The 14,473-nt window shown below is 70.6% G+C and carries 14 protein-coding genes; 6 read left to right on the top strand and 8 right to left on the bottom strand.

Translation table 11 applies throughout. The annotated features are described in order from the left end of the window. Window positions 1-101 precede the first annotated feature (101 nt). Genes BDW27_RS20625 through BDW27_RS20605 form a run of 5 tightly spaced genes read left to right on the top strand, consistent with a single transcriptional unit; the run spans window position 102 to window position 4,635 of the window. Window positions 102-1,127: an iron-siderophore ABC transporter substrate-binding protein gene (locus BDW27_RS20625; protein WP_110051146.1), complete on the top strand. Its 1,026-nt coding sequence runs from the start codon at window positions 102-104 to the stop codon at window positions 1,125-1,127. Next, window positions 1,124-2,167 carry an iron ABC transporter permease gene (locus BDW27_RS20620; protein WP_017547099.1) on the top strand — a complete coding sequence of 348 codons (1,044 nt, stop codon included), beginning with the start codon at window positions 1,124-1,126 and terminating at the stop codon, window positions 2,165-2,167. The genes BDW27_RS20625 and BDW27_RS20620 overlap by 4 nt, the downstream gene beginning before the upstream one ends. After that, the gene (locus BDW27_RS20615) at window positions 2,164-3,198 is read left to right on the top strand and encodes an iron chelate uptake ABC transporter family permease subunit (RefSeq protein ID WP_017547100.1); all 1,035 of its coding nucleotides are present in this window, start codon (window positions 2,164-2,166) and stop codon (window positions 3,196-3,198) included. Before BDW27_RS20620 ends, BDW27_RS20615 begins: the two co-directional genes overlap by 4 nt. Beyond that, on the top strand, window positions 3,195-4,040 hold the full coding sequence (locus tag BDW27_RS20610) for an ABC transporter ATP-binding protein (RefSeq protein WP_110051144.1): 846 nt from the start codon (window positions 3,195-3,197) through the stop codon (window positions 4,038-4,040). The genes BDW27_RS20615 and BDW27_RS20610 overlap by 4 nt, the downstream gene beginning before the upstream one ends. A 16-nt stretch (window positions 4,041-4,056) precedes the next feature. Then, entirely contained in the window at window positions 4,057-4,635 is a 579-nt protein-coding gene (locus BDW27_RS20605; RefSeq protein ID WP_110051142.1) for a TetR/AcrR family transcriptional regulator, read from the top strand. A gap of 171 nt (window positions 4,636-4,806) precedes the next feature. Here the strand turns inward: BDW27_RS20605 and BDW27_RS20600 are convergent, their stop codons facing one another. From BDW27_RS20600 to BDW27_RS20590, 3 genes are read right to left on the bottom strand one after another with little or no spacing between them, the layout of a single operon-like run. Beyond that, complete coding sequence (locus BDW27_RS20600) at window positions 4,807-7,197, bottom strand: excinuclease ABC subunit UvrA (protein WP_110051141.1); 2,391 nt, start codon at window positions 7,195-7,197, stop codon at window positions 4,807-4,809. After that, window positions 7,194-7,604: a VOC family protein gene (locus tag BDW27_RS20595; RefSeq protein WP_017547104.1), complete on the bottom strand. Its 411-nt coding sequence runs from the start codon at window positions 7,602-7,604 to the stop codon at window positions 7,194-7,196. The genes BDW27_RS20600 and BDW27_RS20595 overlap by 4 nt, the downstream gene beginning before the upstream one ends. Before the next feature lie 10 nt (window positions 7,605-7,614). After that, a complete protein-coding gene (locus BDW27_RS20590) occupies window positions 7,615-8,067 on the bottom strand; it encodes a helix-turn-helix transcriptional regulator (RefSeq protein ID WP_193374286.1) in 453 nt (150 codons plus the stop codon). A 163-nt stretch (window positions 8,068-8,230) separates the two neighbouring features. Here BDW27_RS20590 and BDW27_RS20585 point away from each other — a divergent pair, with 163 nt between their 5' ends. Further along, window positions 8,231-9,253 carry a zinc-binding dehydrogenase gene (locus BDW27_RS20585; RefSeq protein ID WP_199560719.1) on the top strand — a complete coding sequence of 341 codons (1,023 nt, stop codon included), beginning with the start codon at window positions 8,231-8,233 and terminating at the stop codon, window positions 9,251-9,253. A gap of 98 nt (window positions 9,254-9,351) precedes the next feature. Here the strand turns inward: BDW27_RS20585 and BDW27_RS20580 are convergent, their stop codons facing one another. From BDW27_RS20580 to BDW27_RS20560, 5 genes are all read right to left on the bottom strand, one after another. After that, entirely contained in the window at window positions 9,352-10,362 is a 1,011-nt protein-coding gene (locus BDW27_RS20580) for a 4-hydroxythreonine-4-phosphate dehydrogenase PdxA (protein ID WP_110051138.1), read from the bottom strand. Beyond that, on the bottom strand, window positions 10,359-11,999 hold the full coding sequence (locus tag BDW27_RS20575; RefSeq protein WP_233515858.1) for a tripartite tricarboxylate transporter permease: 1,641 nt from the start codon (window positions 11,997-11,999) through the stop codon (window positions 10,359-10,361). Before BDW27_RS20575 ends, BDW27_RS20580 begins: the two co-directional genes overlap by 4 nt. Further along, entirely contained in the window at window positions 11,996-12,562 is a 567-nt protein-coding gene (locus BDW27_RS20570; protein ID WP_017547109.1) for a tripartite tricarboxylate transporter TctB family protein, read from the bottom strand. The genes BDW27_RS20575 and BDW27_RS20570 overlap by 4 nt, the downstream gene beginning before the upstream one ends. Then, window positions 12,559-13,524 carry a tripartite tricarboxylate transporter substrate binding protein gene (locus BDW27_RS20565; protein WP_233515857.1) on the bottom strand — a complete coding sequence of 322 codons (966 nt, stop codon included), beginning with the start codon at window positions 13,522-13,524 and terminating at the stop codon, window positions 12,559-12,561. Before BDW27_RS20565 ends, BDW27_RS20570 begins: the two co-directional genes overlap by 4 nt. 204 nt (window positions 13,525-13,728) lie before the next feature. Then, window positions 13,729-14,460, bottom strand: coding sequence for a GntR family transcriptional regulator (locus BDW27_RS20560; protein WP_110051224.1), 732 nt, complete (start codon window positions 14,458-14,460; stop codon window positions 13,729-13,731). Window positions 14,461-14,473 lie beyond the last annotated feature (13 nt).

The raw sequence follows: 14,473 nt of genomic DNA, 5'->3' as shown, positions 1-14,473 counted from the left end.
TGTCCCTTTCGAGCGATTGCGAACCAACTGAGTGCACCCTAAATTCGGTTAGGCAAACCTAACTCCCGGTTTCCGGGGTTGGTCACCACCGGAAGGACACCATGACCCGCGCCCCACGGCTGGCCGCGATCGCCACCGCCGCACTCATCCCCCTCACCATCGCCGCGTGCTCCTCCTCGCCCTCCGGGGAGAGCGACGCCGCCTCCGGCGACTGGACCCCCGTCACCGTCGAGCACGCCCTCGGAACGACCACCATCGACTCCGAGCCGGAACGGGTCGCCACGGTCAATTGGGCCAACCACGAGGTCCCGCTCGCCCTGGGCGTCGTCCCGGTCGGCATGGCCGCCGCCACCTTCGGTGACGACGACGACAACGGCGTGCTCCCGTGGGTCGAGGAGAAGCTCGAGGAACTGGACGCCGAGACCCCCGTCCTCTTCGACGAGACTGACGGCATCGACTTCGAGGCCGTCGCCGACACCCAGCCCGACGTCATCCTCGCCGCGTACTCCGGGCTGACCCAGGAGGACTACGACACCCTCAGCGAGATCGCCCCCGTCGTCGCCTACCCGGAGACCGCCTGGGGCACCTCCTGGCGCGACACCATCGAGCTCAACAGCGCCGCCATCGGCAGGGCCGACGAGGGCACCGAGCTCATCGCCGACCTGGAGGCCGAGATCGACGCCGCGGTCGCGGAGTACCCGCAGATCGAGGGCGCGGCGGCGATGTTCATGACGCACGTCGACACCACCGACCTCAGCGAGGTCAGCTTCTACACCACCCACGACACCCGCGCGCTGTTCTTCGAGGACATCGGGATGGTCACCCCCGAGAGCGTCGCCACCGCCTCCGCCGAGACCGACCAGTTCTCCCTCACGCACAGCGCCGAGCAGGCCGACGCCTTCGACGACGTCGAGGTCATCGTCACCTACGGCGGCGAGGAGCTGGTGGAGGCCCTGGAGGGCGACCCGCTGCTGTCCCAGATGCCCGCCGTCGAGAACTCCGCCGTGGTGAACCTGCCCGGCGACAGCCCGCTCGGCACCGCCGCGAACCCGACCCCGCTGTCGATCTCGTGGATCCTCGACGACTACCTGTCGCTCCTGGCCGAGGCCGCTGACGGGGCGCAGTGATCACCCAACAGTCACCCACCGACGTGGGGACCGCGGTCGCGCGGTCCCCGCGCCGGGGCCGGCCCCTCTGGCTCCTCGTGGTCCTCGCCGTCCTGTTGGGCCTGATGTTCCTCTCGGTCTCGGTCGGCTCCCGCGACGTCCAGTGGGCCGACATCGTGGCGGCCTTCGGCGGATCGGCCGAGGGCTTCAACGAGGCCGCCGTGGCCAAGCGCATCCCGCGAACCCTGCTCGCCGTGCTCGTCGGCGCGGCGCTCGGGGTCTCCGGCGCGGTCATGCAGGGCGTGACCCGCAACCCGCTGGCCGACCCCGGCATCCTCGGCGTGAACATGGGCGCCTCGCTGGCCGTCGTCATCGGCATGGCCTACTTCGGCCTGGCCACGGCCACCGGTTTCATCTGGGCCGGAATCGTCGGCGCCGCCGTCACGGCCCTGTTCGTGCACGTCATCGGCTCCTTGGGCCGGGGAGGCGCGAGCCCGCTGAAGCTGGCGCTGGCCGGTGCGGCCACCTCCGCCGCGCTGTCCTCGTTCATCAGCGCCGTCGTACTGCCCCGCAACGACATCGCCGACGGGGTCCGCTCCTGGCAGATCGGCGGTGTGGGCGGCGGCACGTTCGCGGCCATCTCCCACGTGCTGCCCTTCCTGGTGGTCGGGTTCGTCGTCTGCCTCCTCTCCGCTCGGGGCCTCAACCTCCTGGCACTGGGCGACGACCTCGCCGCGGGCCTGGGCGAACGCGTCGCGATCTCGCGGGTCACCGCTTCGGTCGGCTCCGTCGTGCTGTGCGGCGCCAGCACCGCCGTCACCGGCCCGATCGGGTTCGTCGGCCTCGTGATCCCCCACGTGTGCCGCCTGCTCGTGGGGGTCGACCACCGCTGGCTGCTGCCGTTCTCGGCCCTGACCGGCGCCGCGCTGCTGACCGCCGCCGACGTGGTCGGGCGCGTCGTGGCCCGCCCGGGACAGATCGATGTGGGGATCGTGACCGCGCTGGTCGGTGCCCCCTTCTTCATCTACATCGTCCGACGTCAGAAGGTTCGTTCCCTGTGACCACCTCCACCGTCGAGACCGTCACGCGCGGTCGTGCGCGCCGGGCGCGCCGACGGCACACCGTGATCGTCATCCTCGCCGCCCTGCTCGTGGTCGGCTTCGCCGTCACCCTGATGGTGGGACAGACCTTCTACCCGCCCGGCGACGTCGCCCGAGTGGTCCTCGGACAGGACGTCCCCGGCGCCTCGTTCACGGTCGGGCGGCTTCGCCTGCCACGAGCCGTGCTCGCGATCACCGCCGGGGCGTGCTTCGGGCTCGCCGGAGTCACCTTCCAGACCATGCTGCGCAACCCCCTGGCCAGCCCGGACATCATCGGTATCAGCGCCGGGGCGAGCGCGGCGGCGACCTTCGCGATCGTGGTGCTCTCCCTGGACGGGGCCGGGGTGTCCGTCTTCGCGATCGTCGCCGGACTCGGCGTGGCCATGGTCATCTACCTGCTGTCGTACAAGGACGGGGTCTCGGGCACCCGGCTCATCCTCATCGGCATCGGCGTCGCGGCCATGCTCCACAGCATCACCTCCTACATCCTGGACCGCGCGGCCACCTGGGACCACCAGGAGGCGATGCGCTGGCTCACCGGCAGCCTCAACGGCGCCGGATGGGGAGCGACCGTGCCGGTCGTCATCGCGCTGGTGCTCATCGCCCCGGTGCTCCTGGGACAGGCCGGGAACCTGTCCGCGCTCCAGTTGGGCGACGACACCGCCTCGGCCCTGGGTGTCCGGGTGGACCGGACCCGCCTCCTGGCGGTGGTCGGAGCGGTCGGGCTCATCGCCTTCGCCACCGCCGCGGCCGGACCGATCGCCTTCGTGGCCTTCCTGTCCGGGCCGATCGCCGCCCGGCTGGTGGGCTCGGACGGCTCTCTGCTCGTGCCCTCCGCCCTGGTCGGCGCACTCCTGGTCCTGGTCGCCGACTTCTGCGGCCAGTTCGCCTTCGGGACCCGGTTCCCGGTCGGGGTCGTCACCGGCGTGCTCGGCGCCCCCTACCTCGTCTACCTCATCATTCGCAGCAACCGCGTGGGAGGCTCCCTGTGACCACGGACCACTCGCTCCTCGTCGAGGAACTGACGCTCGGGTACAAGGACCGCGACGTCATCGACTCCCTGGACCTGGCCGTGCCGCCCGGCCGGATCACCGCCATCGTCGGCGCCAACGCGTGTGGCAAGTCCACCCTGCTGCGTTCCATGTCGCGGTTGCTGGCTCCACGTTCGGGCCGTGTCCTGCTCGACGGCCGGGAGGTCCACCGCACGCCGCCCAAGGAGGTCGCGCGGACGCTGGGTCTGCTCCCGCAGTCGCCGGTCGCCCCGGAGGGCATCACCGTGAGCGACCTGGTGGGCCGGGGCCGCCACCCCCACCAGCGCATGTTCACGCGCTGGAGCGGGAAGGACGACGAGGCGGTGGCCGAGGCGCTGGAGGCCACGGGGACCGTGGAACTCGCCGACCGGCCCGTGGACGAGCTCTCCGGCGGGCAGCGCCAGCGGGTGTGGATCGCCATGGCGCTGGCCCAGCGCACGGACCTGCTCCTGTTGGACGAGCCGACCACGTTCCTGGACGTCAGCCACCAGGTGGAGGTCCTGGACCTGCTCACCGACCTCAACGCCTCGCGCGGGACCACCATCGTGCTGGTCCTGCACGACCTCAACCTGGCGGCTCGCTACGCCGACCACCTCATCGCGCTCGCCGAGGGCGGGCTCCACGCGGCGGGCCAGCCGGAGCGAGTGCTCACCCCGGAGACGGTGCGGGCTGTGTTCGGGATGGAGAGCCAGATCATCACCGACCCCACCTCGGGGAAGCCGCTGATGCTCCCCATCGGCAGGCACCACCGGGCGGCCGGGGGAGTGACGGGTGCTGGACGGGTTGACAGAACCGCGATGTGAGTGTGTACTCACACCCATGAGTCCGAAAGAGGGCGGCGGCCGTTCCACGGCGGAGGCGCGCCGGTCCCTGATCCTGGGGCACGCGGTGACCGCCTTCGCCAAGGGCGGCTACCGCGCGACGCCGGTGACCGACATCGCCGACGCCGCCGGGATCTCCCAGGCCTACGTCTTCCGCCTGTTCGGCAGCAAACTGGGGCTGTTCACGGCGACGCTGGAGCTGTGCTTCGAGCGCATCGAGCAGGCCCTGCGCGAAGGGGCGGAGGGTTCCCTCGGGGGTTCGGCCGCCCAGGTCCTGGAGGGGATGGGCGACGCGTATGCCGCGCTGATCGCCGACCGCGACCTGATCATGCTCCAGGTGCACGCCCAGAGCGCCACCGACGTCCCCGAGATCCGCGAGGCCGTCAGGAAGGGGTACGCCTCGGCGGTGACCCTCGCGCACTCGCTTTCCGGGGGGACCCGGGACCAGGTCCAGCACTTCTTCGCCATGGGCCTGATGTGCCACCTGATCACCGCCCTCGACCTGGACGCGGTGGACGCCCCGTGGGCGCGCACCCTGGCCAACGGCATGACCCATCCCCCCCGCCCCGCGGGGTGACGTGGGCCAGAACGGCCCGTCCCCCGGCGCCCTCCTGAACCGTCCCCTCCTCGCTCGTGTCCGCTGTGGGAGCGGGCACTCTTGCGATCCGAGCTTGTGAGTGAGTGCTCACACGGCACCGAGTGAGGCCGTCCCGATAACGGTGCCGGGACGGCCCCGGGGCCGTCGTCCTCAGCCCCCGACGAATTCCGCAAGGTGCTGGCCGGTGAGCGTGGAGCGGTCGGCGACGATCTCCGCCGGGGTGCCCTCGAAGACCACCCGCCCACCGTCCTGGCCCGCACCCGGGCCGAGGTCGATGATCCAGTCGGCGTGCGCCATCACCGACTGGTGGTGCTCGATCACGACCACCGACTTCCCGGACTCCACCAGCCGGTCCAGCAGGGCCAGCAGGTGCTCGACGTCGGCCAGGTGCAGGCCGGTGGTCGGCTCGTCCAGGACGTACACTCCGCCCCGGTCCGCCATGTGGACGGCAAGCTTGAGCCGCTGGCGCTCGCCGCCGGACAGCGTGGTGAGCGGCTGGCCCAGACTCAGGTAGCCCAGCCCCACGTCCGTCAGCCGCTCCAGGATCCGGTGCGCCGCGGGGGTCCGCGCCTCGCCCTCGGCGAAGAACGCCGTCGCCTCCGACACCGACATCGAGAGCACCTCGCTGATGTCGCGCCCGCCCAGGCGGTACTCCAGCACGGAGGTGTCGAACCGTCTGCCGTCGCACTCCTCGCAGGTGGAGGCGATGCTGGCCATGAACCCGAGATCGGTGTAGACCACCCCGATCCCCTTGCAGACCGGGCAGGCGCCCTCGGAGTTGGCGCTGAACAGCGCGGGCTTGACCCCGTTGGCCTTGGCGAACGCCTTGCGCACCGGTTCGAGCAGCCCGGTGTAGGTCGCCGGGTTGCTGCGCCGCGAACCACGGATGGGGCTCTGGTCGACGGCCACCACGCCCGCCTCCACGGCGGAGGCCCCCTCGACCAGCGACCCCTGGACGAGTGAGCTCTTGCCCGAACCGGCCACCCCGGTGACGACGGTGAGCACCCCCAAGGGGACGTCCACGTCCACGTCGCGCAGGTTGTGCGTGGCGGCGCCCCTGATCTCGAAGCGGCCGGTGGGGACGCGCACCCTCTCCTTGAGGGCGGCCCGGTCGTCGAGGTGGCGGCCGGTGGTGGTGTCGCTGGTGCGCAGTCCTCCCACGGTCCCCTCGAAGCACACGGTGCCGCCCGCCGAGCCGGCGCCGGGCCCGAGGTCCACGACGTGGTCGGCGATCGCGATGGTGTCCGGCTCGTGCTCCACGACCAGCACCGTGTTGCCCTTGTCGCGCAGCCGGAGCAGCAGCCGGTTCATCCGCTCGACGTCGTGCGGGTGCAGACCGGCCGTGGGTTCGTCGAAGACGTACGTGGTGTCGGTCAGCGAGGACCCCAGGTGACGGATCATCTTGGTGCGCTGGGCCTCGCCGCCCGACAGCGTTCCGGCCGCGCGGTCCAGGGACAGGTAGCCCAGACCGATCTCCACGAACGAGTCCAGCGTCCGTCGCAGGGCCGACAGCAGGGGAGCGGCGGACGGCTCGTCCAGGTCACGCACCCACTCCGCGAGGTCGCTGATCTGCATCGCGCAGACCTCGGCGATGTTCACGCCCCCGATCCTCGACGACCGGGCCGCCTCACTGAGTCGGGTCCCGCCGCACACGGGGCAGTCGGTGAAGGTCACCGCGCGCTCCACGAACTCCCGGATGTGCGGCTGCATCGCCTCCTTGTCCTTGGACAGGAACGACTTGCGGAGCTTGGGGATCAGACCCTCGAAGGTCAGGTTCGACTTCTCGACCTTCACCTTGACCGGCTCGTGGTACAGGAAGTCCCGCTTCTCCTGCTCCGTGTAGTCGCGGATCGGCTTGTCCGGGTCGAAGAACCCCGACGCCTTGTAGGTCCGTACCGTCCACCAGTCGTCCGACTTCCACCCGGGGATGGTGAACGCCCCCTCCGACAGCGACTTGGAGTCGTCGTAGAGCTCGCGCAGGTCGAAGTCGGTGACCTTGCCCCGGCCCTCGCAGTTGACGCACATACCGCCGGTGCGGGTGAAGGTCTGCTTCACCGTCTTGCGATCGCCGCGCTCCACCGTGATGGCGCCGCTGGCCCTGACCGAGGCGACGTTGAAGGAGAACGCGTGCGGGGAGCCGATGTGCGGCTGCCCCAGGCGGCTGAACAGGATGCGCAGCATCGCGTTGGCGTCGGTGGCCGTGCCCACCGTGGAGCGGGGGTCGGCGCCCAGGCGCTCCTGGTCCACGATGATGGCGGTGGTCAACCCGTCGAGGACGTCCACGTCGGGCCGGGGCATCGACGGCATGAAGCCCTGCGCGAAGCTGCTGTAGGTCTCGTTGATCATCCGCTGTGACTCGGCGGCGATCGTGCTGAAGACCAGAGAGGTCTTGCCCGAACCGGAGACCCCGGTGAACACCGTCAGGCGGCGTTTGGGGATCTCGACGCTGACGTCCCGGAGGTTGTTCTCCCGGGCGCCGTGCACCCGGATCAGTTCGTGTCCGTCGGCCGGGTGCGGGGCGTCCGGGCGCTGCCCGGTCAACGGTCCTCCTTGATCCGCACCAGGTTTCCGGCCGGGTCGCGGAAGGCGCAGTCGCGGACGCCGTACGGCTGGTCGGTGGGCTCCTGGACGACTTCGGCGCCCCGGGCCACCATCTGTTCGAAGGCGGAGTCCAGGTCCGGGGTGGCCAGGTTCAGGAAGGCGTAGGTCCCCTTGGCCATCATCTCGGTGATGACCCGGCGCTCCTCGTCGGTGACGCCGGGATCGGACACCGGCGGCTCCAGGACCACCGAGGTGTCGGGTTGCCCCGCCGGTCCCACGGTGATCCAGCGCATCCCCTCGTACCCGACGTCGAGGCGGACCTCGAAACCGAGGACGTCCCGGTAGAAGGCCAGGGAGGCCTCCGGGTCGGTGTGCGGCAGGAAACTGGCGTTGATCTTGATGTCCATGCTGGTCAGACTACGTCTGGCCGGGGCGCCGCGCTTCTTGATTCCTGATCGGTCTGGTGACCTGCCGGACCACGCACGAGGGCATGCCCTCCGCCTCGCCCACGGCCTGCTTCCGGTAGGCGCTGGGCGGCATACCGACCAGTTCGGTGAAGCGGGTGCTGAAGGTGCCCAGGGACGAACAACCGACCTCGAAGCACACGTCGGTGACGCTGAGGTCGCCGCGCCTCAGCAGAGCCATGGCGCGCTCGATGCGCCGGGTCATGAGGTACGAGTACGGCGAGTCGCCGTAGGCGCGCCTGAACTCGCGGCTGAGGTGTCCCGCGGACATGTGCGCGTCCCTGGCCAGCTGCTCGACGTTCAGCGGGCGCGCGTACTCCCGGTCGATCCGGTCCCGGACGCGGCGCAGGCGGGCGAGATCACTCAGGTGCTGCTCGGAGGTGGATCTACTGGTCACCCGACTCATCGTGCCACGACGGACCGACGGACTCCAGCGACCCGACGGCGACGGCGTTCGGAGCCGCCGAACCCGCCCCGGGAGGCGGCCGAACACGCTATCTTGCGAGTCGTCATCAAAACATCACTCAAAGTCACAGTGGTCGGGCGGGTCCGACCGAAGGAGGCAACCGATGCGAGCGGCCCTGATGTACGGCGCCGGTGACGTACGGGTGGAGGACGTTCCCGACCCGGAGCTCGTCGATCCCACCGACGCCCTCGTGCGCGTGGTGCGCACGTGCGTGTGCGGCAGCGACCTGCACGCCTACCGGGGTATGCCCGCCTCCCATGAGGGTGTCCGGGCCGGGCACGAGTTCGTCGGGGTGGTGGAGGAGACCGGATCAGAGGTGACCTGGGTCAGTCCCGGCGATCTCGTGGTGTCGCCGTTCTCCTACGCCGACCACACGTGCGGGCTGTGCCGGGAGGGCCTGCACACCTCGTGCGTGAACGGGGGGCTGATCAGCGGGGCGCAGGCGGAGGTGGTCCGCGTGCCCCAGGCACAGGGCACGCTCGTCCGGCTGCCGGTACGCGAGGAGTCCGCCCTGCTGCCCTCGCTGCTGACCCTGGCCGACGTCTACCCCACCGGACACCACGCCGCCCTGACCGCCGGGGTCGGTCCCGGCACCTCGGTCACCGTCGTCGGCGACGGCGCGGTGGGCCTGATGTCCGTGCTGGCCGCGCGGGGAAGGGGAGCCGAGAAGATCATCCTCATGGGCCGGCACAAGGACCGCACCGACCTCGGCCGCGAGTTCGGCGCCGTCGAGGTGGTCGCCGAGCGCGGCGCCGAGGGGGTGGAACTGGTCCGGGACCTGACCCGGGGCCAGGGCACCCACGTGGTGATCGAGGCTGTCGGCCACCTGGACGCCTACGAGACGGCGCTGGGCGTGGCCCGCCCCGGAGGAACCGTCAGCCGTGTGGGCCTGCCCCAGTACGAGCAGGGACCGATCGGGATGTCGGCGATGTTCGCCGCCAACGTCACCCTCACCGGAGGACCCGCCCCCGTGCGCTCCTACATCGAGGAACTGCTCCCCGACATCCTGGAGGGCAACGTCCACCCGGGCCTGGTCTTCGATCACCCCACCGATCTCGACGGCGTCCCCGAGGGCTACCGGCTGATGGACCGGCGGGAGGTCCTCAAGGTGCTGGTCCAGCCCTGACGGCGCCCCGGCCCCGGGGAGCGTGTCGAGTCCCCGCGGGCCGCCGACGGGTGTCCGCCCCGGTGGCACACCTCCGGGGCGGACAGCGGAATCCGGGGTCAGGCGTCGACGGAACGCCGACCGCCGATCCGCACCGCCAGGTCGAACGCGTTCTGCATGGACCCGGTGTTGGCCACGCCCTGCCCGACCACGTCGAAGGCGGTGCCGTGGGCGGGCGTGCAGATCGGGACCGGGAGTCCGCCCGCGATGGTGACGCCTCCGTCGAACCCCATCAGCTTCATGGCGATCTGCCCCTGGTCGTGGTACATGGTCAGGATGCCGTCGAACTCGCCGCTCCTGGCGCGCAGGAAGATGGTGTCCGAGGGGAACGGGCCCTTGACGTCCAGACCCTGGTCCGCGAGATCGCCGACGGCCGGACTGATGACGTCGATCTCGTGGCGGCCGAACCTGCCGCTCTCCCCGGCGTGCGGGTTGAGCGCGCACACGCCGATCCTGGGGGAGGCCAGCCCGGAGCCGCGCAGTACCTGGTCGAGGAGGAGACCGGCCTCCACCACGTTGTCGCGTGTGATGCCCGAGTGCACGTCCGCGATGGACACGTGCGAGGTCACGCGCGCGGTCCACAGGCCCGGGAGCACGTTCAGCTCGGAGGTGAAGGAGTCGACCCCCAGCACCTCCTCGAACCAGCGCAGCTCGTCGTTCTCCGCCATCCCGGCCAGGTGCAGGGACGACTTGTTGAGCGGAGCGAACAGGATGGCGTCCACCCGCCCGTCCTTGACCATGTCGAGGGCGACGGCGAGGTTGGCCAGCGCCCATCTGCCACCCGCCTCGGTCGCCTTGCGGCGCTCGAAGCCGGTCTCGCTTCCGACGGGGCGGGCCGCGCTGTTGTCGTGGAGGACCGGGAGCCCGCTTCCGGCGTCGCCGTACTCGATGGGGACCCCCGCGTCCTCGCCCGCGGACCGCAGCTCGTCCGGGTCGGAGATGAGAACGATGTCGGCGGCCTCGGTGTTCTCGGGGCGGGACAGCAGTTTCGCGATCAGTTCGGGTCCGACCCCTGCCGGGTCTCCCAGGGTGATCGCGACGCGGGGGCGGGGCTGGGAAGAGGTGGTCATGACTGCCTTTCTGGCGGTTGGGGCTTGTGACCGGTGTCGGTGCCGTCGTTCGCGGTGTGGCCCTCGGCGGAGCTGGCGGCCTTCGGCTCGGTGGTCCCGGTGGGGTCAGTGGTCGTGGTGTGGGTGGTGTCCTCGTGGCCGTCGGCGTCGCCGTTCCCCCGGAGCTTGGACCGGAGCGCCTTCACGGCGGCGGGGCCGACGATCAGCAGCAGGGCCACCCCGAGGATGGCGAGCGCGGTGCCGCTGGAGGCGAGCAGGGGCAGGACCGAACCCTCGCCCAGTGCCGACGTCTGCACCAGGGCGGTCTCGAAGAGCGGGCCGATGACCAGGCCGAGCACGAGCGGTGCCACGGGCAGGTTGAGTCGCTTCATGGCGTAGCCCACGAAACCGAACACGATGACGATCCACACGCTCAGCATGCTGTTCTTGATCGAGTAGGCGCCGACCAGGCTCGTGACGATGATCAACGGGTAGAGGATCGAGTACCTGATCCGCAGGAGCTGGGCGAAGACCGGCGCCAGCGGCAGGTTCAGCAGGAGCAGGATGGCGTTGCCGACGAAGAACGAGGCCAGGAGGCCCCAGACCAGGGTGGGCTGGTTCTCGAAGAGCAGCGGCCCCGGCTGGATGCCGTACACCAGGAAGGCACCAAGGAGGACGGCGGTGGTGGCGCCGCCGGGGACCCCCAGGACCAGCGTCGGGATGAAGTTGGCGTTGGACCCCGAGCTGGTGGCGGCGTCGGGTGCGACGACGCCCTCGATCGCGCCCGTGCCGAGCTGGGCGCGGTTCCGGGAGAACCGCTTCTCGACCCCGTAGGCCATGAAGGAGGCGAGCGTGGTCCCCGCCCCGGGCAGACAGCCGAGGACGAAGCCGACCAGAGTGCCGCGCGCGGTGGCCGGGGCCGAGCGGCGAAGGTCCTCGCGCGTGAGGAGGAGGTCGCGGAAACGCGCGCGGATGGGGGTGGCCATCCCGCGGTGGAGCTGGTTGAGGAGCTCCCCGATGGCGAAGAGCCCGATCATCACCTCGACGTAGGGCAGGCCGCCGAACAGGCCCACCTGGTCGAAGGTGTAGCGGGGCGTCCCCGATCCGACGTCCACCCCCACGCTGGAGATCAGGACGCCGACCAGGCCGAGGGCGGCGCCCATCAGCAGGTTGCCTCCGGAGAACACCACGATCGTGCAGAGGCCGAGGGCCATGACGGCGAGGATCTCGGGCGGGCCGAAGCCGAGGGCGATGTTGGCGAAGATCGGTGCCAGCGTGGTCAGGGCGATCAGCGCGACGAAGGCCGCCGTGAACGAACCGATCGCGGAGATGGCCAGGGCGGGTCCCGCCCGTCCGGCGCGCGCCATGCGGTAGCCGTCGAAGGTCGAGACCACGGAGGAGGCCTCACCGGGTGTGGCCACCAGGATGGCGGTGGTCGTGGCTCCGAACTGTGAGCCGTGGTAGATGCCCGCGAGCATGATGAGCGCGGTGAGCGGGTCGAAGGTGAGGGTGACCGGGATCAGGATGGCCACGCCCGTGGCTGACCCGAGTCCGGGCAGGATGCCGATGACGGTGCCGAGCAGGACGCCCACGAAGCACCAGAACAGGTTCTCCGGAGTGAGCGCGGCGCTGAAACCCACGACGAGGTTGTCGATCACGGGGCGCTCCACAGGGTCGGATCGAACACGCCGAGGGGAAGCGGAACCCTCAGGAGCACGACGAAGAGCAGGTAGCACACGACCAGGACGCCCACGGAGGCGGTGAGCGCGACAGGCCAGCGCAGGCGTTCGACGCCGATGGTCAGGAACAGGGTCAGGACGGCCAGCGCGGGCAGCATGCCCAGGAAGGGAATGAGCGCGCCGGTGCAGACCAGGGCCGCCGAGACGACGACCAGCTTGCGGCGGATCGCCCGGTGCTCCTCGGCGGAGCGCTCGGAGTCGTCCTCCACGTGGCCGTCGCCCTGGAGGACCGTCCCGGTGCGCGTCTCCCGGTACAGGAGCACGACGCCGATGACGGCCAGGGCCAGTCCGGCCACGCGGGGCAGTGCCCCGGGTCCGACGGTCCCGTCCTCGGCCGTGGTCCAGGGGTAGGCGAACGAGCCCAGGAAGAAGAGCGCGCCGAGGACCGAAAGCGCGGCGTGCGCGGCGAGGACCGAGGGCCGGGCCCGGGGCGCGCCGCCGGTGTCCGCGCCGGTGGGGTGGGGAGTGGAGTCACCGGTCACCGGAACGCCTCCGCCATCTCCTCGTCGTGTTCCGCCAGGTACTCCTCGAACTCCTCGCCCGAGAGGACCGCCGGGATGAGGAGGTCGTCCTTGATGTAGTCGTGGTAGGTGTCGGAGTCCATGGCTTCCAGGATCGAGTCGATCCAGTAGTCCCGCTGTACCGGGGCGATCCCGTCGGGGGCCAGGACACCGCGCCAGATGGTGACCTCGGCGTCCAGACCCTGTTCGACGGCGGTGGGCACGTCGCCCAGCACGGGGTCGTCGTACCGCTCCTCGCTGAGCGTGCACAGGGCCTTGAAGTCGCCGCTCTCCACGTAGGGCTTGGCGGAGGCGGCGCTGGCCGGGGCCACCTCGATCTGGCCGCCGAGCAGTCCGGTGAGGACTTCGCCGGTGGAGCCGTAGGGCACGACGGAGAACTGCCCGCCGTTCCTCTCGAACTCCGCCGTGACCAGGGAGTCGGCGCCGGTCCGGCCGCTCGATCCGGTCTTGACTCTCTGGTCCTGGCTGGCCTCGATCAGTTCGGTGCAGGTCTCGTAGGGGGCGTCGTGGGAGGCGACGACCATCCGCGAGTCCTGGGCGAACATGACCAGGGGGGTGAAGTCGCGGTAGGTGAAGGGCACGTCGTAGACGAGGGGCAGGGTGTTGAGGGCGCTCTCGGCCACGAGCAGGGCGTTGCCGTTACCCTGCTCGGACATGAAGGTGGCCCAGCCGACCGCGCCGGAGCCCCCCTCCCTGTTCTCCACGTTGACGTTGAACCCGGCGTCGAGGTCGTTGAGCGCCTCGGCCATGACGCGGGCGGAGCGGTCACTGCCGCCGCCGGGGGCGAAGGCGACGAGTGCGGAGACCGAACCTCGGGGGGTCCAGTCGTCGGGGGGAGCGGGGCTCGCGTTCAACACCGTGCATCCCGCGAGCAGGATGCAGGCGCTTGGCGCTGCCAGTGCCATGCGCGGTGATGGCTTCATGTCAGGCCCTCTTGCGTCCAGGGGGTGGAGGAGTTCTCTGACGCGCAACCTGAGCGACATCAAAGATCCTATTGGATATCGGACCAAGCTAGGTGTCTGACACAGGATTGACAAGAGGGCGAAACAAAATCGAACGAACAAGAGACGGCGGTGGGCCCTCTCCCGTGCCGGAGAGGGCCCACCGCCGCGCTGACCTGTGAGGGGTCAGCCCTCCACCGAGGCCCGGCGGGCCACCGCCTCCAGATGGGAGCGCATGGTGGCGCGGAGAGCCTCGGGATCGCCGGACTCGAAGGCGGCGAGGATCGCGGTGTGCTCCGCGATCGCCTGGTCCATGTCCATCGTCCCGTGCTGGACGGTCTGTCGGAGCCGGTGGACGTGCGCGCTCAGGGACTCGGCCGACTGCGTCAGGAAACGGTTTCCCGCCGCCCTGATGATCGTCAGGTGGAACTCCCAGTCGGCGGCGAAGTACTCGCGCAGGTCGGCGAAGTCGGGAGGTGTCTCGCCGGCTCCGCGAACCTCCCGCACCTTGTGAGCGGCGAGGACGTGCTGGGCGTGGGCCACGCGCAGCTCCGGCAGCAGGTCGTCGGAGCGCCCCGCCGCGCGCTCGACCGCGGCGACCTCGAGGATCGTGCGCATGTCGAAGAGCTCCTCCAGCTGTTCGGGCGTCATGGGCGGAGCGACCCGGTACCCCTTGAGCGCCACACGCGACACCAGGCCGGTGTGTTCCAGCTGGACCAGGGCCTCGCGTACCGGCGTGGGGGACACGGCCAGTTCGCGGGCGAGCGAGTCGATGCCCAGGGAGCTCCCCGGGGGTGCGGAGCCGTCGAGCAGCTTCTCCAGGATCGCGTCGTACACGCCGTCGCGAAGGGCCCGGCGGGCGACCACGGTGCCCTTCGTGGTTGAACCCCCGGTGGAGGTGGTCTCTCTTTTGTTCATCTCCACCCGATCC

The organism is Nocardiopsis sp. L17-MgMaSL7 (genome assembly GCF_003182025.1).
Classification (GTDB): domain Bacteria; phylum Actinomycetota; class Actinomycetes; order Streptosporangiales; family Streptosporangiaceae; genus Nocardiopsis; species Nocardiopsis prasina.
Note: the sequence above shows the minus strand (reverse complement) of the source record. Positions and strands in the feature narration are given on the sequence as shown.